Annotated in this window: 17 protein-coding genes; 7 read left to right on the top strand and 10 right to left on the bottom strand. The window is 49.5% G+C overall.

Annotated elements, in window-relative coordinates; all coding sequences use genetic code 11:
* Positions 1-57: 57 nt before the first annotated feature.
* The 3 genes from K331_RS0120280 to K331_RS0120270 are packed head-to-tail and all read right to left on the bottom strand — an operon-like array spanning position 58 to position 3,329.
* The gene (locus tag K331_RS0120280) at positions 58-1,218 is read right to left on the bottom strand and encodes an ABC transporter permease (protein ID WP_028591709.1); all 1,161 of its coding nucleotides are present in this window, start codon (positions 1,216-1,218) and stop codon (positions 58-60) included.
* Positions 1,215-2,381, bottom strand: a complete 1,167-nt coding sequence (locus K331_RS0120275) for an ABC transporter permease (RefSeq protein WP_028591708.1) — start codon at positions 2,379-2,381, stop codon at positions 1,215-1,217. The genes K331_RS0120280 and K331_RS0120275 overlap by 4 nt, the downstream gene beginning before the upstream one ends.
* A 12-nt stretch (positions 2,382-2,393) precedes the next feature.
* Entirely contained in the window at positions 2,394-3,329 is a 936-nt protein-coding gene (locus K331_RS0120270; RefSeq protein WP_028591707.1) for an ABC transporter ATP-binding protein, read from the bottom strand.
* A gap of 330 nt (positions 3,330-3,659) precedes the next feature.
* Here K331_RS0120270 and K331_RS30000 point away from each other — a divergent pair, with 330 nt between their 5' ends.
* Together K331_RS30000 and K331_RS0120260 are read left to right on the top strand one after the other, a co-directional pair.
* On the top strand, positions 3,660-4,847 hold the full coding sequence (locus tag K331_RS30000) for a sensor histidine kinase (RefSeq protein WP_051289938.1): 1,188 nt from the start codon (positions 3,660-3,662) through the stop codon (positions 4,845-4,847).
* Positions 4,848-4,850: 3 nt separating this feature from the next.
* A complete protein-coding gene (locus tag K331_RS0120260) occupies positions 4,851-5,510 on the top strand; it encodes a response regulator transcription factor (protein ID WP_028591706.1) in 660 nt (219 codons plus the stop codon).
* 152 nt (positions 5,511-5,662) lie between these two features.
* On the opposite strand, the gene K331_RS0120255 is transcribed toward K331_RS0120260, so the two are convergent.
* The 5 genes from K331_RS0120255 to ftsE all read right to left on the bottom strand — a co-directional run bounded on the left by K331_RS0120255 (position 5,663) and on the right by ftsE (position 11,831).
* Positions 5,663-6,973, bottom strand: coding sequence for a PDZ domain-containing protein (locus tag K331_RS0120255; protein WP_028591705.1), 1,311 nt, complete (start codon positions 6,971-6,973; stop codon positions 5,663-5,665).
* 203 nt (positions 6,974-7,176) lie between these two features.
* Complete coding sequence (locus tag K331_RS0120250; protein WP_028591704.1) at positions 7,177-8,637, bottom strand: S41 family peptidase; 1,461 nt, start codon at positions 8,635-8,637, stop codon at positions 7,177-7,179.
* A 254-nt stretch (positions 8,638-8,891) separates the two neighbouring features.
* On the bottom strand, positions 8,892-10,133 hold the full coding sequence (locus K331_RS0120245) for a murein hydrolase activator EnvC family protein (protein WP_028591703.1): 1,242 nt from the start codon (positions 10,131-10,133) through the stop codon (positions 8,892-8,894).
* A gap of 104 nt (positions 10,134-10,237) precedes the next feature.
* On the bottom strand, positions 10,238-11,155 hold the full coding sequence (gene ftsX, locus K331_RS0120240) for a permease-like cell division protein FtsX (RefSeq protein WP_028591702.1): 918 nt from the start codon (positions 11,153-11,155) through the stop codon (positions 10,238-10,240).
* Positions 11,145-11,831 (bottom strand): cell division ATP-binding protein FtsE, encoded by a 687-nt coding sequence (ftsE, locus tag K331_RS0120235; RefSeq protein ID WP_025678663.1) that lies wholly within the window; start codon positions 11,829-11,831, stop codon positions 11,145-11,147. The genes ftsX and ftsE overlap by 11 nt, the downstream gene beginning before the upstream one ends.
* Before the next feature lie 249 nt (positions 11,832-12,080).
* Between ftsE and K331_RS0120230 the strand changes: the two genes are divergently transcribed.
* Complete coding sequence (locus K331_RS0120230; protein ID WP_028591701.1) at positions 12,081-13,523, top strand: VanW family protein; 1,443 nt, start codon at positions 12,081-12,083, stop codon at positions 13,521-13,523.
* A 241-nt stretch (positions 13,524-13,764) separates the two neighbouring features.
* Here K331_RS0120230 and K331_RS31095 read toward each other — a convergent pair whose 3' ends face one another.
* On the bottom strand, positions 13,765-14,958 hold the full coding sequence (locus K331_RS31095) for an S-layer homology domain-containing protein (RefSeq protein WP_051289937.1): 1,194 nt from the start codon (positions 14,956-14,958) through the stop codon (positions 13,765-13,767).
* Positions 14,959-15,225: 267 nt separating this feature from the next.
* Here K331_RS31095 and K331_RS0120220 point away from each other — a divergent pair, with 267 nt between their 5' ends.
* The 4 genes from K331_RS0120220 (at position 15,226) to K331_RS0120205 (ending at position 18,077) form a co-directional block, all read left to right on the top strand.
* Complete coding sequence (locus K331_RS0120220; protein WP_028591700.1) at positions 15,226-16,023, top strand: alpha/beta hydrolase; 798 nt, start codon at positions 15,226-15,228, stop codon at positions 16,021-16,023.
* Between the two features lie 424 nt (positions 16,024-16,447).
* Complete coding sequence (locus K331_RS0120215; protein WP_318842593.1) at positions 16,448-16,915, top strand: Lrp/AsnC family transcriptional regulator; 468 nt, start codon at positions 16,448-16,450, stop codon at positions 16,913-16,915.
* 23 nt (positions 16,916-16,938) lie between these two features.
* Positions 16,939-17,535 (top strand): chromate transporter, encoded by a 597-nt coding sequence (locus K331_RS0120210; protein ID WP_028591698.1) that lies wholly within the window; start codon positions 16,939-16,941, stop codon positions 17,533-17,535.
* Positions 17,532-18,077: a chromate transporter gene (locus K331_RS0120205; protein ID WP_028591697.1), complete on the top strand. Its 546-nt coding sequence runs from the start codon at positions 17,532-17,534 to the stop codon at positions 18,075-18,077. The genes K331_RS0120210 and K331_RS0120205 overlap by 4 nt, the downstream gene beginning before the upstream one ends.
* A gap of 71 nt (positions 18,078-18,148) precedes the next feature.
* On the opposite strand, the gene K331_RS0120200 is transcribed toward K331_RS0120205, so the two are convergent.
* The coding region (locus K331_RS0120200; RefSeq protein WP_028589681.1) for an IS3 family transposase at positions 18,149-18,464 on the bottom strand (316 nt) is incomplete at its 5' end.

Here is an 18,464-nt window from a genome sequence, read left to right as displayed (position 1 = left end):
TGTGAAGCATCACGAGCTTATCGGGGATTTTTTTAGATATTCAGTATATTACTGCCCTCAGCCCTTGATGCCAGCCTCATGGGGTCTCAGGATCGTAGCGCCCAGTATAATCAGAATGATGGCCATGCAACCCAGAATGGCCAGCGGGACCATAATATCCGCCCATTCTCCGCCTGCAGCCATCGTCTCAATGGCCTGAATAGCCCATTTCTGTGGCATAAAGTTGGCTAGCTTTTGCAAGAAATCCGGCATGATGGAAATGGGCCAGAAGCAGCCTCCCAACATGCAGGTAGGCGACACGATAAGCGGATTCAGCATGCCTGCATTGGTCTGATTACGAATCATTCCTGCTACCGTGCTGGATAATCCCAAAGCTACAATAGTAAAGAACATCAGTATCACAAAATGCGGCAACAAAGGAACACCATAATCAAATCCGAATATACCACGCGTTACTCCCAAAATGAGCACAATCTGAAAACAGCCCACCGCAAGGCTTCCCATAAAATAACCCAACGTAATCTCTGCCGAGCTTACTGGAGCCATGTACATCCTGGCTAGCATATGTGAATTGCGGTCTCTCGTCATCAGCGTCACAGCACTGGTCACTAGTCCCAGCAGGAATAGCAGCATGAAGCCTGTGCCGTTGCGCAGACCCGCCTTGGGATACATATCCTCGTCTATCGTTGACGTCGTGATCGCAGGTGTCAGCTCTTTTGCAAGCCAGCTCTGAATCGAAGGCTCACGACGCTCTGTCGGTAGAGACTGCAGCATAACCATAGTACGACTCATGCGCTGGATGGCCCCCTCCAGCGTAGCCTTCACAGCATAGCCAGCTTCACTAACTGCAATCTCATAAAATTCAACAGAGGGAGCTGCCCCTGATCTGAGCTCTGCCGAGAAGGATTCGGGAACTCGAATGCCAATGACCGCACGTTTATCCGTCACAACCTTGCGCATTGCATCCAGTTCAGTCATCTCCATTATCTCTATTCCATCCATAGATTGCAGCTCACCACGAATCACCGCCGCCTCTGCTCCTTGATCCTGAATCATGAATGTAACACGCGGCTCCTCTTCCTGTATCCCGCCCAACAACACATAGGTCAACGATACCACGACAGAAGGGAGCAGCAGTAAACCTAATATGCCATTACGTGTACCTATCGTTCTCCTTATGACATTCCAGGCTATTGCAGCTATAATCGGAATATTCATTGATAGCCCACCTTCCTGTACATCATTCCAGTGATCAGTAGCAGTCCAAGTGCTATCGCACATAAAGCGCCGATGGATGGCCAGATCTGAGCTGGCTCCCCATTTTGCATCAGTAACAGCATGCCTTCCATTCCCCAGTAATTCACAGTCCCCTTACCAATCACGTTCAACCAACCGGGTAATTGAGGAGTCATCCCGCCACTGATAAACGTCATAACAACAATTATCATACTAATGACCGTCGATGCTACTGAAGGTGCTGTTATGCTGAAGGTGAGAATCACGGCCATACACATTGAGATAAAGATAACCAATATACTAATTATAGCCAGCATCCACGGATGGCTTCCCCAGTTCACCCCAAAGATCCAGTGGGTCGCCATAATGATGAACAGCACCTGTACCATCGAGACAAGCATATTCCCCAAGATTTTTCCAAAGAAAATATGGTTGCCATGAATCGGAGCAGCATACATTCGGGCTAACGTTCCTAAGCCCTTCTCATTGTTCAAACTATGGCTAACCGTCATTCCACAGTACAACATGAACATGATGAGCATGGAGACTGCATAGAACTGAAAGGCCGTATAGCTGCCATGCTCTCCAAGCTTACCAGGCTTCAGTAAGCTCTCACTGGCTCCAGCATTATACCACTGCTCCCATGCCTCTACTTTTGGAGGGGATTCCCTCATAATCATCGTCACCGTCTGACCTGTGTTGACTTGCTTCACGAAGTTATTAAATAACGATTCTGCTACCATATTTCTTGTAGCATCTCTACCACGGATGAGCTCCAGCCGGGTCTGCCCTCCTGTGACAATCTGCTGCTCGAAGTCAGCCGGGACAACGACCGCAAAATCCGCCTCCCCACCTCGAAGCATCTTCTGGGCTTCCTCACGGCTCTCCGCCGTAAAGGAACGGAGTAGCTCATCAAGGGATGGCCAACTTATAAAGCTATTCCAGATCTGTTGCTCATCGGCGTTCCCCTGCTGCACGATAGCCACCTTCATAGGTGTCCAATTCAATTCCTGTCTCCCCTCAAAAACAGATGACAGGGCTGTTCCCAATATAAAAATCAGTAGGACAGGCAGCAGAAATTGATTCAACAGCACTACTTTTTGCCGTAGCATACGCTTTAATTCAAACCAAGCAATCGTCAGCATCACATTACCTCCTTAATCCCGCAACAATCGTCCGGTCAATTGCAGGAACAGGGACTCCAGATTGGGCTCCTCGCAGACAAGGGAGAGAATAGCAACCTCATGCCGCCCACAAATAAACAGCACATCCTGCAGGCAGCCCTGAGCAGAGGGTAGCGCAATCTCGACACGACCGTTCTCTTCGGCAACACGGGTAATGCGCGGATGCTGCTGCAGCTCTTCCCACGCTGCTTGCTTCCAGCCCGATACCTCCAAGATGATCTTCTCTTCCCGGAATACGCGCTCCTTCAGCTCTTGCTCCGTGCCGTATGCGATAATATGACCTTTGTCCATAATCGCTACCCGGTCACTGATCGCTGCGACCTCCTCCATGTAATGGCTCGTATAGATGATGGTCGAGCCCATTCGGTTCAAGCTGCGTACCGACTCCAGAATATGATTACGGGATTGTGGATCAATGCCCACGGTTGGCTCATCCATGATAATGATCTGGGGACGATGCATGATGGCACAGGCGATATTCAACCTACGCTTCATACCTCCCGAGAAGGTTGAAGGCAGCTCGCGGGCATGCTTCTCCAGACCAACGAACTCCAGCGCCTCAAGTACTCGGTCTTTCAGTAGCTGGCCCTTTAGTCCATATAGCCGTCCGAAAAAGCGAATATTATCCGCAGCACTTACTTGCTCATAGACAGCAATATCCTGTGGCACAAGGCCAATATGGCGTTTGATCTCCCGTGCATGTGACAGGACAGAGAGTCCGTCCACCCGAATGTCTCCTCCGTCGAGACGAAGCAGACCCAGGATCATGTTGATCGTGGTACTTTTGCCAGCGCCATTAGGACCTAGCAAGCCCACAATCTCCCCTTTATCAATGCTCAGATTCAAGTGATCGACAGATAGCTTGGGTCCGTAACGCTTAATGACATCCTTAAGCTCTATATAAGCCATGGGCTCCCTCTCCTCTTTTGTGATTCATTTTTGCAGCATGTTATCCATTCCAGAGTGCGCCTGCCATTTAGAGCATTTCTATTGGTCAGAATACTTCTGGCATTACACATGATGATCTGATTGCGCTCACCAGCACTTCTATTTCATATTTTACCTACCTGAGACCACCTCGTAAGGTCACTGAGGTCACGACCTTCGGATGACTTAAGTCACCTCAGATGTCCGTACGGCCTGTGATATAATGTAGCAAGCATGTAAAGAATTCCAGCGAACAGGCAGACACTATATTCCTCAAAGCAGGGCTTTGGAGGAGAAATGGAGTAGACCCGGATGAAATACATACGCCATGATCTGTGGCCCTTGCGGTATGGTCTCATTATCGGACCAGGCTTACTTGGCATGTATGCTCAAGAGGTAGCACTGAGTGATACCTATACGCTTCATTTCTTCTCTTTTCTGGCCTTGGCCGTCATCAGCGATAACCTGCGTCGCGGACGTACCCTGATTGCTAGCTGCGGATTGGAGCTGGTGTGCGCTATTTGGCTAAGTTGGTATTATGGTGGTGTATGGTTTGTTCCCGCATTATCGACTATGACACGATACATGGCCTTTCCGAGTACAAAATCACGATACTTCATGTTGCTGGGGCATTTTGCGTTCCTGTTCTGGTCCGCACAGACTTTACCAGTGCTTCATCAAGGCTTACTGTTGATCCTCTATGCCGCAGGAGCATTTTTGCTCCACCGACTGTACCGGACAACTGAGGACCGACGGCTTACGGACCAGCTATACGATGAGCTACGCAAAAAAAATTACGAGCTGAATGATGTCCGCAGCCAGCTACTTCAATATGCAGGTCAGGTTGAATTCATTGCTCAGATGGAGGAGCGCACACGCATTTCCAGACATCTACATGATGATATCGGGCATCGGCTTATACGAACCAAGCTGTTATCTGAGGCCGCCCTCCAAGTAGCCCCAAAGGATGCCGACAAAGGATTGGAGTTGCTAAGACAAATCCGGGATGAGCTTGCTTCCAGCATGGATAATATGCGGCAGATTGTCAGACGCATTCATCCAGAGCCTCGATTCGAAGATGCATATTCTCTGCACTCCCTGCTGGAGGAGACCGGAAGAGGCACTGGAATCCTCACACAGCTCATCATAGAAGGGAACGCTCCTCCCTTATACCCGAGCCTGCGAATTGTTCTATATCAGAACGCGCGTGAGGCGATTACCAATGCGTTGCGCCACGGAGAAGCTACCGAGATTACAATCAGACTACACTATACCCGGCATGAAGTTACCATGCTGGTCAGCAATAATGGCTCGCTTCCCAAGGAAGCCAAGCGCCCCATGGGGCTAGGTATGAAGGGAATGCTGGAGCGGACCTCGATCCTAGGAGGTGAGGTCACCGTTCATGATACGGATACCCCGTATACGGTAATCACCCGCTTGCCTGCAAGCTACGCTGAGCATCAGGATTTCTATGAGTCTACTTCACAGCAAGGAGGATAAGCGATGATTCAGGTTATGATTGTGGATGATGATCCTCTCATTTGCGAGAGTATGAGGATGATTCTGGGGCTGAATGAGCATATTCAGGTGACAGGGACAGCTGCCAATGGACTCGAAGCCGTAAGCTTGGTCAAGAGCGGAGTCCAAGCTGATGTAGTATTGATGGACATCCGCATGCCAGGCTGTGACGGTGTTGAGGGGACTCGTCTCATGAAGGAGGCCTCCCCGGACAGCAAAGTGCTGATCCTGACAACCTTTGACGATGATGAATTCATTATTGAAGCGCTACGGAACGGTGCCTGCGGATATTTGCTCAAAAATATCTCACCAGAACGGATTATTCAGGGAATCCGGACAGTGCATGATGGAGATATGCTCATTCACCCCGACATTGCCCGCAAGCTTACGGAGCTGCTCAGGACACCATCCCCGGCACACCATGAGCAAAGCATGGCATGGTCGTCCGAATATGGGCTGACGCCAACCGAGGACCAGGTGGTTACCTTGATTGCAGAGGGAATGACCAACAAGGAGATAGCGCAGCATCTCTACCTAAGCGAAGGAACCATTAAGAATTATGTCACGGATATTCTGGGCAAGCTGCACCTGCGCGACCGTACTCAGATTGCCATTATGTATTGGAAGAGCCAACAGTCCCGATGACAAGACCAGTGCTACATGCTTTACAGCTCACAGCACTTATACGACTATTTTTCGCAAAAAAATAGCTGATCAATGTAGGAATATGTCCTAGACTGATCAGCTTATTTATTTTGAACAGGAACATTCGTCGTCTTCCCTACTGTTGTATGCTTCTAGGGTTTCGCCGCTCGCTGCTCGCTTCTCTCTGGCAAGGAAGCTGTGCTGGTCCTCGTCTTGCGCCGAGCGCCCTTCTTCATGCCAAGCAGCTGAAGGACGGACATCTGTCTCCCCGATACAGCCCAGCCTGCTGCCTCATCGGGCGCCAGCACCAACCCGAGCTGATGATGATCTCCCTCATACAGCGCACGCTGTAGGAACTTGCTCTCTCCCTGAAGATTCCGTATCTCCAGCTTGCAGAACGCAGCATTCAAGCGAAGCGCCCGGTGCAGTTCCTCCTTCGTGTGAATCAAAATTCCATTGGCCTTATAGATCGACTCTCCCGCCTGTATGCCCAAACTTTCAGCAGGGCTGCCTGGCAACACCGCCAGTACACGCAAGCCTTCTTCGGGATGCACGAACAGGGGAGGGGCATTTCGCTCCTCGTAGCTGTCGTACCAGAACAAAGCCTCATGGGCTAGGAAAGCGAACAATGCCGCCACGATCATGAATGGACTCCACCATGCAGCAATCAAGCTCAGACCTAACAGCAGCGCACTGTACAGGACCAGCCGTCGGGAGGCCATTCCCGTCTTTTGCCGGGGTAAGAAGCCTGTGGTCATACCACTATAGCCCATCATTACTGGAAGAGCAGCCAGCATGTACAGCCCCTCTCCTCCCAATAAGGTAGGCCAAGGCAGGGACAGACCGTCTGTTACTGGCACCAGCAGCAGTAGTGGGACCGGCCAGTAGCTTTGCATAAGATAGCCACCCACCAATCTGCCACGCTTTCCCTCCATAAACACAGGTGTTGCATCTCTCCCCCGCCGCCAAGCGACCAGCAACGCCTCAGCACCATGTAACAGAGCTACAATAATTAGCAGGGCCACCATATCAAGCTCACGGACAGTCTGTATAACGAGTCCCAGCCAGCCATCCGCACGCCATTCTCCGGTCCAGAGCAATATGGCTTGGACGACACCCAATAACCCGACGGCATAAGCGAAGCACAGGTATCGAATACGGAATAGCATCAGAATCGCAACGGTTACCCATAAACATACGATGCCAGCACCTGTTAAATGAATGCCAATGAACATACCGAGAAGGCTCACAAGTAGGCCTGCACCCAATCCTGCAATGACCGTCTCCCACGTCTGTCTCACCCAACTATGCAGTCTGGTATGAAGCAGCCTCCGCTCCAGCTGCATCTGGCGCCGATAGGCTAACGCAACAAGCAGAATCGCAATATAGTAAAACGGCTGCGCCAGCAGTTGAAGGCCCCCGTATAGCAAGCTCCAGCCCCATGGTATAATCCCTTCCAACATTCATTCACTCCTTTCCCGCCCATGATCAAGAACGCCATGCAGGGTTATGTAAGAACAACATATTTTATCGACACTCCACAACTAAAACGCACATAGCGGCGGTTATTCTTGCCGTCATACAAAAGTTCAGAGCCACTGATCGCTCACAACTCTCCATAATCTTAGAAAAAGGAGGCTGTCTCCAGCCTCCTTCAGCCCTTCTCTTATTTCGACACGGAGCTTGCGATCTCCTTCCGAATCTGTTCGATTCCCTTCAGCAGCTGCGTGTCATTCTTCGGATCACGTATATTCTCAATCAATTTGGCTTCCAATTGCGCAGCTGTCTTGGCATCAACGACTCCATTCACCGCAATGCCCTCCTTCTTCTGGAAGGATCTCACGGCCTCTTCCGTCGCTTTGTCAAAATAGCCGTCCTCACGACCCGGGTCATAGCCGAGTCCTTCCAGCATAATCTGAGCACTCTTGACGTCGGAGCTGTTCGAATTGTATTTCAGGGTATTCTCCTTGTTAATCGGAGCAACCGAGAAGTACTCCGGCTGAGCTACAGCAATATCTGGCTCAATACCCTTCTGGTGAATCCAGCTTCCATCTGGCGTCAACCATTTCGCAATGGTAATCTTCAGCAGGCTTCCGTCTCCCATTTGCTTATCGTAGCTGGTCTGTACGGTCCCCTTCCCGAAGGAATGCTCTCCAATCAGGGTAGCCCCTGCCGATTGCTGCAATGCACCAGCCAGAATCTCGGAAGCGCTGGCACTACCTTTATTCATCAGGACGGTCACTGGATATGGCTTGCTGGAGCCTTTGGACAGCTCCTTCTCACGCTTCTGGTTCTTATCCTCCACCTGAACGATGACTTTGCCCTTCGGAACGAATTGCTGAGCAATATCAATGACGACAGACAAGACACCACCCGGATTGTTACGCACATCAATAACGAGTCCGTTAATATTCTGCTTTTCCAGCTTCGCAAGCTCTTCCTTGAAGCGATCAGCCGTATTTAGCGAGAATTGGGTAATCGTAATGACACCTATACCGTCATTTTCCATATGTGAAGAAACGGTCTCCAGATCAATATCGTCACGGACGATTGTATATTCCATAGGCTCTGCCGTGCCCTCACGTTTGATCTGGATTTTAGCTTCGCTGCCCTTCGGTCCCCGGATCTTGGATACTGCCTCATTCAGGTCCAGTCCCTCCAGCGATTCACCATTCACAGACAGGATCACATCCTTGGCACGCAGTCCTGCTTTCTCTGCCGGTGATCCTTTGATAGGGGACACAATGACGACACTTCCGTTCTCAGACGAGACCTCTGCCCCGATCCCTGAGAATGAACCCTCAATGGATTCCTCGAATTGCTGAGCAGTCTCTTTTCCCATATATGAAGAATACGGATCTCCCAGCGCATCCATCATCCCTTTGATGGCTCCATCCACCAGCTTCGTACGGTCAACATCCTGGTAGTATTGGCCCTGAATCAGGTCTAGCGCGGTTTCTATTTTCTTCAGATCGCTCTTGGAGGAGGCGCTGCCTGTGACGCTAGCCAGCAATCCCTCACCTGTTACTGCGCTGGGAATAGCTGCGCCTGTATATGCGAACGTCAGCAAACTGCCACCAAGAAGTCCGATCACCATTAGCATAAGTGCCGTGCCCTTCTTCATCATTTACCTGCTCACCGCCTTTGCATATTTTCACCATAGCTCCAGTATGGGCAACTCATTTTGCCATTATCCACCTTCATGTATCCACATCATCCGAATAGGACTCTGAAGACTCTATGCATCTGGACCTAGCTACCCACATGGTTACTTTCATATTATCGCTTGTTCAGCGTAGGATATCAAACACGAAGCCCTATTCATATCCAGATCAGACATGAATAGGGCTGCTACTAGCGCTTATAATAGTTCATATGGGCTTACAGATATTTGTTTGGATTCACCGGAACGTTATTCTCACGGACTTCAAAGTGAAGATGAGGGCCTGTGGAATTCCCGGTAGAGCCTACCTCGGCAATTTTTTGACCACGCTTGACGGTCTGACCGTTGCTGACCTTGATGCCTCCGTTGCGAATATGCCCATAGAGAGTCCATAATCCATCACCATGATCAATGATGACTGCATTACCATATCCACTCCACCATTCGGCCAGAATGACTACACCATCCTCAGCAGCATAGATTGGCGAGCCCTGAGGTGCAGCCATATCAATTCCTGTGTGCATCTTCCCTCTTACCCCCGTAATCGGATGGGTTCGCGGACCGAAACCGGAGGACATACGATAGCTACCAATCGGCATACCCATAATGCCGCTGCCACCTGAGAAGCTGGCCGGAGCTGTGGAGGCCGATCTCTTGGCTGCTGCCTTCCGTGCTGCCGCTGCTCGCGCAGCCTGCTCAGCCTTCAGCTTGTTCTGCTGCTGAATGAGCGTGGAACGCTTGCTAGCCAACTGCACGAGCATCTCATTCGCTTCATCCGAGATATCCCCTGCTGCGATGATTTGATCATCATAGCCAGCAATCAGCCGTTGCTTCTCCTGCTCCTTTGCATCCAGCTCTTTCCGTGCATTTTGCTTGATTTCATACAGACTCTTTGCATAGGCATACTCTGAATCAAGCTGTTGCTTCTTGGATACTACCAAAGCCTTGTCCTTCTTGTGCTCATCGAGCAAGAACTGATCCTGGTCCACGATGGTCTTGATCGAATCCACACGTGTTATGAAATCATTAAAATTCGTTGATGATAGCAATACATCCAGGTAGGACACGGTGCCGTCGGTATACATCAGACGTACACGCGTCTCCAGCGTCTTCTCACGAGCACCAATCCGGTTCGTTGCCTCTTCAAGCTCCTTCTTCGTCTGGCGCAAGCTTTCCTCCGTGTTCTCAATATCGAGTGCTACACGGGCTAGCTGATTACTGACATCCTCAATCTGCTGCATGACAATCTCAAGCGCCTTGATCGTCTTGTTCTTGTAATGCTCAGCTTCTACTTTGTCAGCCTCTGCCTGCTGTTGCTGCTTCTTGAATGACTGGGACTGACTATCCAACTTATTAATTTCCCTGTTGACTTCCGACAGACTCTTGGCTTGTCCCTGTCCGGGCTGAAAGATCACGGCAGTCAGCAATGCGGCAGCCAATACAGTAACTGTTTTTTTCAACTTGCACTCCCCATCCTTTGTTCCAATATGAAGCCGGGATTCCCCGCTTGATCGTTACCCAGCAAGTCAGGCGATCTGAATCATGACGTCCTATTTTCCAGTAGCTATACCTTAAGAAATTTACGGATGGACAGTGTACTGCCCAGTATGCCTACAAGTACTCCAAGTATCGTCAGCAGCCCTGCAAGCTGAATCCAGATATCTCCAAGTGGCAGCAGCTTGATCATGGAGAGTGACAAGTCATTCGCAAGGCCCGCTTCGAGTCGATTATAGCCAACGAACAGCGCTGCAATCGTCACCAGTGAGCCAATCAGTCCAATTAACGCCCCTTCGATAAAGAAGGGCCAGCGTATGAAGAAATTCGTGGCTCCCACCAGCTTCATAATGCTGATCTCACGGCGACGTGCCAAAATGGTAACTCGAATCGTGTTAGAGATCAGGAACATGGACATGAGCCCAAGTCCGGCTACGAAGATGAAGCCAACATTACGGATCAGTCGAGTAATCTTGAACAGGGTCTCTACTGTTCCCTCACCGTACTTTACTTTCAGGATCGGTTTCTCCGCATATTGATCGTTCAGTGCCTGGATTTTCTCTGATACGAATGGAACCGTAGTTGGCTCTACAACCTCTACGATGATTTTATCAGGGAGTGGGTTGTTATCTTTATCGAAACCCTCTAGCAATTCCTGGCCGCTCTCGCCCATGTCTGTACGAAGCTCCTCCAAGCCTTGCTCCTTGGGAACATACGTAGTCTTGCTTACTTCTGGCATTTTGCCGATTTCCGTCATCAGTTGATCCTTCATCGGCTGTTCTACGTTCAATTCCAAAAATACATTGATGCGTACCTGACTGTCGGCTTCATCCACCAGCGAGTTCACGTTAAGCACCAGCATAATAAAGACTCCCAAAATAAACAGGGAAACAACGATCGAGGTAACGGACGCCACTGACATCCATCCATTGCGGAATATGTTCTTGAACCCTTCCCGCATATGTCGCAAGAAGGTGTTAAAAGTCATATCCGTATTCTCCTCTCACCTGATCTCGCACAATGTTGCCATCCTCAATGGCAATGACACGCTTACGCATGGAATTCACAATATCCTTATTGTGGGTAGCCATAATAATGGTGGTACCCCGGAAATTAATCTCGTCCAGCAACTGCATAATTCCCCATGAGGTCTCGGGATCAAGGTTGCCTGTCGGCTCATCCGCGATAATCACAGATGGATTATTCACAATGGCACGGGCAATCGCAATCCGCTGCTGTTCCCCACCAGATAGCTGGGAAGGCTCACGATCTGCCTTGCTCTTCAACCCTACCAGTTCCAGCACCTCAGGAACACGCTTGCGAATGAGACGGTTGGGTGCTTCGATAACTTCCATGGCAAAGGCTACATTTTCATAGGCTGTCAGTGAAGGTAGCAATCTGAAATCCTGAAAGATGACTCCGATATTGCGGCGAACATAAGGAATCTTACGTTGCTTGAGCTTACCGATATTAAAACCATTTACGGATATTTGGCCTTTGGTAGGTGCTTCTTCTCTATAAATCAGCTTCATGAATGTTGACTTCCCGGCACCGGATGGGCCAACCAGGTATACAAATTCATTGCGGTCAATTTTCACAGAGACGCCCTTGAGTGCGTGGGTTCCATTCTGGTAGGTCTTCCACACGTCCTGCATTTCTATCACTCTATCACTTCCCGATGCTTGTATTTCATACTCAACTAATATTATTTCGACATATTCATGCCAATTCCTTTGCAATGGCCCAAATTTCACCACGTTATTCATTATTGTAACAAATTCGTTACCTCTTGAGTACCTGTAATCCTCAATTTCATACAAGCATCGTATGGGATAACAAATAAAAGCACGCATATACATGGATGGAATGCGCAATTTGCCCGAATAGATCCCTGACTAGGAGAGAGCTTGGCTATGAAAAAAACCCACATCACGCTGATTGTATTGTTGACTGCATTATTGGCTGGCTGCATGACGTATGGGGGACTGCATCTGTATGCAGATCGCTCGGCCTTGCCGCAAGATACGAGAATAGGAGGGCTACAGCTTGGAGGGATGGACCGACAACAGGCAGTACAGCTCGTTCAGGCAAAATTGAAGGAATTGGAGCAGCTTCCCCTTCATCTGGAGGATGATGAGCAAGCTGTTGACATGAAGCTGACGCTGGGTACAGCAGGTGTATCCTATCATGCCGATGCTTTTTTCACCGCGGTCGAGAAGCTGGGCCAAGGGCATCTATGGGAAAGGGTGCAAGCACGACGATCCTTCGGTGCATCCTGGGATATTGACGTGCATATGGAGCCAGGGACATTGAACACACTGCTGGACCAGGACTGGGAGGAGCGTCGCTATGGTCATCCAGTCGATGCTGTACGGCAAATCACCAGTAATGATGAGGTCCGTTATATCCCTGAAAAATCGGTCTATCGGCTAGATCGTACCCGTCTTATTCAGGAGCTCGCGCAGCAGCTGCCCAGGGATTTCAAGACACTCGATCATGATGATATGAAGGAGTTATCGCTGAAGCTGCCACTGAGCCGTTTGGAGCCAAAGCGTACTGTTGAGAGCTTGAAGCAGGAGGGCATAGAGCGAAGAATTGTGCGATTCTCCACTTCACTGGGCAGCAGCTCCACGGGTCGGGTCCATAATGTGCAGGCGGCAGCCAAGATAGTCGATGGCATGATACTTCGACCAGATGAGGTATTTGATTATGCCAAAGTTATTGCTGATGCCGAGAGCAAATATGGCTTCCGCGAAGCTCCTGTCATTGTAAATGGTCGGCTGGAGCCGGGGATTGGTGGCGGAATCTGTCAGGTATCCAGCACGCTGTATCATGCGGCTCTGCAGACAGGGCTAAGCATTGTCGAACGCCGCAATCACTCGCTTCCGGTCAGCTACCTGCCCAAGGGACAGGATGCGACCTTTGCTACAGGCTCCATTAATTTCCGTTTCAAAAATAACACCGGCAAGCATCTGCTTCTGAGGGCGAATGTAGAGGCTGGACAGCTCGTCGTCAAATTTTTCGGTACCTTCCCAGAAGAAGTAACTTATCAGATCGAATCCAAGACTGTAAGCACCATCTCCATTCCAGACAGCTATGTGCAAAATAGCTCTCTCCTGCCTGGAGAATCCCAGGTGTTAATCCCCGGCAAACCAGGCTATGTAGTAGAGACCTATCGTACCAAGCTTGTTGCTGGCAAAACGGTTGAACGTGAGACGATCTCCCGTGACACCTATCGGGCCCAGAAAAGAGTCATTGCCCGAAACGGTCACACCTCCAATGAGACGCCTCGCTTGGAAGAGCCACGAACGGAAGAGGCTCCTTTGGTAGAGGATGGCGTACGAAGCCAGCAATAAAAGATTGCTACTCAGGTAGGCTGGTATCTTGCAAAAGCGAGCCTGGTCGACCGTCGTTCATGCGCTGCCAATGTACCCATGGCCCTAAATTACATGGCCCTAAATTAAAAGCCTCCCTATCTACTCAAAGGTAGCTAGGGAGGCTTATGTTGTATCAGAACGAAGCAATATAGATTCTGTCCTGAATGAATCAGGACGATATTCTTCATAGCTTCTCTGGAATGATTGCCTTTTTTACAGCTTATTGCTCTTCAAAGCTGTCTGTAGTAACATCAGCCTCTGTATCATCAGGAGCATTTCCATCCTCATCCAGCACGGTAATTGTCAGATGCTCACTTTCGTTGCCGTCCACATCTTCCGCATACACGGTCAATTCAACGCCCTCAGGCTGTGTGCCCACAAACACGCTGAAGCTTCCATCTGGTCTGGCTGTTATGCTAGAGAGCAGCGTATTGCCGGAATAGACACGAATGATGCTACCTGCTTCAGCCGTACCTTGAATGGTGCTGTCGCCGGCTTTAACAGGGTCAACAGAAGGTGCAGCTACTGCGGACTCATCAGCTGTATCCTCATCATCCGCATTATCCTCTGTATCAGCAGGAGTTGTCGCGTCATCTGTAGTCTCTGTCTCATCCACTGTATCCTCCGGGGACGTTGTATCTTCGGAGTCTACCTCCGTCGCTGGCGTCTCTTCCTCTTCAGGAGGTGTTACCGCACCGGTATTATCCTCACCATAAGTATCATCAATGACGCCTGCACTTGGTCCACCAGGGGTTACCGTGGTGCTACCATCCAGATTGAAACCGGATGCAGCATCAATAATAACGATGGCCTCAGCACGCGTCAAGCCTTTGGTTGGCTGGAAGGTGCCATCCGGATATCCGCTCATGGCATCCTGGCTGATAGCAGCCGCTACGCTTGCTCTACTCCAGGAAGCGATATCTTCATAATCAGAGAATCTCGTCAGACTTGAAGCTGAGCCCGGCGCCCAACCCGTAGCCTTGGCCAGAATAGCTGCCGCTTCCTGACGAGTAACCACTGCATTCGGCTTGATTGTACGATCAGCATAGCCTCCGATGAAGCCAGCATTTACTGCTTTCATCATTGCATCATAGGCCCAATGATTGGAAGGCAGGTCTGTGAACCCGGAGCCGTAAGTATCGTCTGTGACTGCCACATCGGCACCTGTCACCACAAAATTACGATTCACCAGCGAAATGAACTCTGCACGGGTAATTGTCAAATCTGGCTTCAGTGTACCGTCAGCGTACCCGCTCAGGTAGCCCGTGGCTGCCCAGCGCTGCAACTGATCTCCCGCCCAATGGTTGGACAGATTCTCGGTTGCCGCAGAAGCGCTCCCAAATGCACTGAATAATAGACCTGCTCCCAATGTACCCGCCAACACTTTACGAACCTGCTTATGTTTATTGCTCATATAATTGCTTCAGCCTCCTTTTAGATGTGACTGTGACATGCAATCATGTTCACAAGTCCTTGAAAAACGAAGTGGTTTGCCTCTGATGGCAATGTCGCCGGATGAACCGCCGCTGTAAATTACTTAAAACAATTTACCAGAAAATTAAACAATGGGAAGCAAAATTCATGAAAATGATCCCAAATAACCAATTGTTCTCACGACAGAATTTCTGGATTGCGCTATAGTAAATTGGACACAAAAACCATCAAAAAGGCGGTTAAGAACATGGCGCTTATTCAATGTCAGTTTTATTCCGAGACACTGGGACTGAGCACTTCCATGTGTGTCATCCTGCCACAGCAGACCACATCACAGATCGGGATGCACAATGCACAGGGGCTTGGTCCCCACCCCGTCCTATACCTCTTGCACGGGCTCTCAGACGATGATTCAATCTGGGTCCGTCGTACTTCCATTGAACGATATGTAGCTTCGTTGGGACTTGCCGTAGTCATGCCTCAGGTGCACCGTAGCTTCTACACAGATATGTCTGAGGGAGGAGCCTACTGGAGCTTCATTAGCGAAGAGCTACCTATGCTGGCACGCTCCTTTTTCCCGCTATCTGCCGACCGCGAGGACAACTTTGTAGCCGGCCTGTCTATGGGTGGTTATGGCGCCTTCAAGTTGGCCCTACGCAAGCCAGAGCAGTTCAAGGCCGCTGCTAGCTTATCCGGGGCACTCGATATTGGGCTGACGAGAAGAGCCCCTGCACTACGTGTCATGTCCGAGTCGGAATGGCTCCGAATCTTCGGCCCTGAGCCGGTGGAAGGTTCGGAGAATGATTTGCTTGAACTGCTGAGCCGACTGCAGCAATCCAACGCTCCACGGCCAATGCTTTATCAATGCTGTGGGACAGAGGACTTTTTATACCGTGAAAATATCAGCTTCAGAGAAGCCTGCCAACGGACTAATATTCCATTGACCTATGAGGAAGGTCCTAGTGGGCATGACTGGGGCTATTGGGACCAGCAAATTCAGCGAGTATTGGATTGGCTACCGCTGCGTAACAGATTAACTGAATAAGGCAAGGTTACTTAGGTCCTAAGAACTATTGCAGGGCAGCCTATATTGAATCTAGCAAAACGCTACTGTGAACGGTGGGCATCCTTATCGGGCTAATAAAGCTATGATAGAGCGATTAAGTGTTTGAGTGAGTGAGAAGTGAGTGGGTAATTGTTTGTTTGAGTGAGTGAATGAGTAAGTGAATGAGTGAGTGAGTGAGTGAGTGAGTGAGTGAGTAAAATATGAGCAAGAAAACAGATCTCAGCCTTAGGCAAGATCTGTTTTTTTATTTTTATTTCGTACAAAAAGAATTCTCACAGCCATTTTCTATTGATTAATGTACATAATCAGGCTTATATTATTACAGTTGGTAAGATATATATCTATTATAATTACATTTAGTTATTCCACATTGCAAATGAGTAACGTATGGGAGATGACGAATATGGATTCTGGAAGCTGGTCTAGCCTGGATGAGATCGATCAACGCATTATTGCTGTGCTCCATGAGCACGCGCGAATTTCTTATACAGACCTGGCGAAGGAGGTTGGACTATCACGGGTAGCCGTTCAGACGAGAATACAATCCTTGATGGATGACGGTGTGATCGAGCGCTTCACCGCCGTTATTAATCCTGAGAAGATTGGCATTAATGTATCGGCTTTCTTTAATGTGGAGGTAGAGCCCAAGTTCTTGCAGCAGGTAGCCGAGGTACTCGCAGAGGAATCCGTTGTCACAAGCCTCTATCATATGACAGGACCGAGTAAGCTGCACATGCACGGGCTGTTCAGAAATCATCAGGAGATGGAAAGCTTCCTCAAAGATAAGCTATACCCGCTACCAGGCATCACGGACGTGGACTGCCAGGTGCTTATTCATAGATACAAGAGCCGCATGGGAATGCGACTGTAAGGACCAAGGAGGATATTTCGTCTATGGGAACATCAACAAACAAATATATCGACCTCTCTGCCGCCATGCTGCGGACAGGGATTCTCGGCTATGGAGGCGGCCCCTCTGTCATTCCGTTAATTCGCTATGAGGCGGTAACACGCTATCAATGGATGAACGATGATGAATTCGGAGAGACACTGGCGATTGCCAATGCCCTGCCTGGACCGATCGCAACCAAAATGGCAGCCTACCTGGGTTATCAGCAAAGAGGGGTGCTCGGAGCTATCATTGCCGTCATCGCTCATATTCTACCTAGCAGCATAGCTATGATTGCCCTGCTATCCATGGTACGTGTCCTTAGCACCTCACCAATCGTGGCTGGCATGATCGGAGCTGTCACCCCTGTTATTGCCGTAATGCTCGGCACGATGGCTTATGAATTTGGCGAGAAGGCCATTAAGGGCCTCGGCAAATATATGGGAGTAGGACTCTTTATTGTGTCACTGCTCATGCTGCAATGGATCGATATTCACCCAGGCATCGTTATCATTCTCTTCCTTGCTTACGGAGCCGTGCATTTCCGGCTAGTATCCAGACTGAAAGCTCGCCGTCAGCAGAAGGGAGACTCCTCCTCATGATGGAATGGCTGCAATTATTACTTGGATTTTTCATCTCAAATGTATTGGGCTATGGGGGCGGACCTGCATCCATACCGCTGATCTATCAAGAGGTCGTCACCCACTACGGCTGGCTGGACGATAAAGAGTTCTCCAATATGCTGGCATTGGCTAATGCCCTGCCGGGTCCTATTGCTACGAAGATCGCGGCCTTCGTCGGGTACGATGTAGCTGGCTGGATTGGCTTTATTATTGCACATGCAGCGACCATCATCCCCTCATGTGTAGCCCTTATCATCTTGCTACGTATAATGGCCAAGCATCGGCAGTCCCCTGTTGTCAAAGGAATGACTCTGCTCGTACAGCCTGTCATTGCGGTGATGATGGCGATCGTGACCTGGCAAATGGGGAGCGAGTCGCTTGCCTCCATCGGGATATGGCAATCCCTTGGTATTGCCGCTATTGCCTTCTGGGCGATGAATATACGCAAAATTCACCCGGCGCTAGTCATTGTAGCAGCTTTTGCCTATGGTGGACTCGTGCTCGGGCACCTACTGGTCTAATTTAAGTCAATACCAAAAAGGTCGAAGACAAGCGTAAACTGTACCCCTTGTAAAGGACAACTTAAAAAAGGTTAGGCGACCTTAAGCTGCTGTCTGTATCGTGCAGGCGGCAGCTTGTTTAAGTTCCATTGACCTCGATAATGATTGTAATAGATCATGTAGCTTTTCACTTCTTGTTTAACCTCTTCCAATGTCATACATTCTTTGAAGTTCGTTTCATCTTTAAAATGCCCAAAGAATGATTCTTGTGGGGCGTTATCCCAGCAGTTTCCTCTACGTGACATCGATTGACCCAGCCCCATCTTCTTCACAAGCTTTTGGAACTTCGGGTTCGTATAGTGAAATCCTTGATCCGAATGAATCAACGCATCCTGAGTAAGATGGCGA

Origin of the sequence: Paenibacillus massiliensis subsp. panacisoli DSM 21345, assembly GCF_000426545.1 — a bacterium.
Taxonomy (GTDB): Bacteria; Bacillota; Bacilli; order Paenibacillales; family Paenibacillaceae; genus Paenibacillus; species Paenibacillus panacisoli.
The sequence above is the reverse complement of the archived record's forward strand: the minus strand, read 5'-3'. Positions and strand labels throughout refer to the sequence as shown.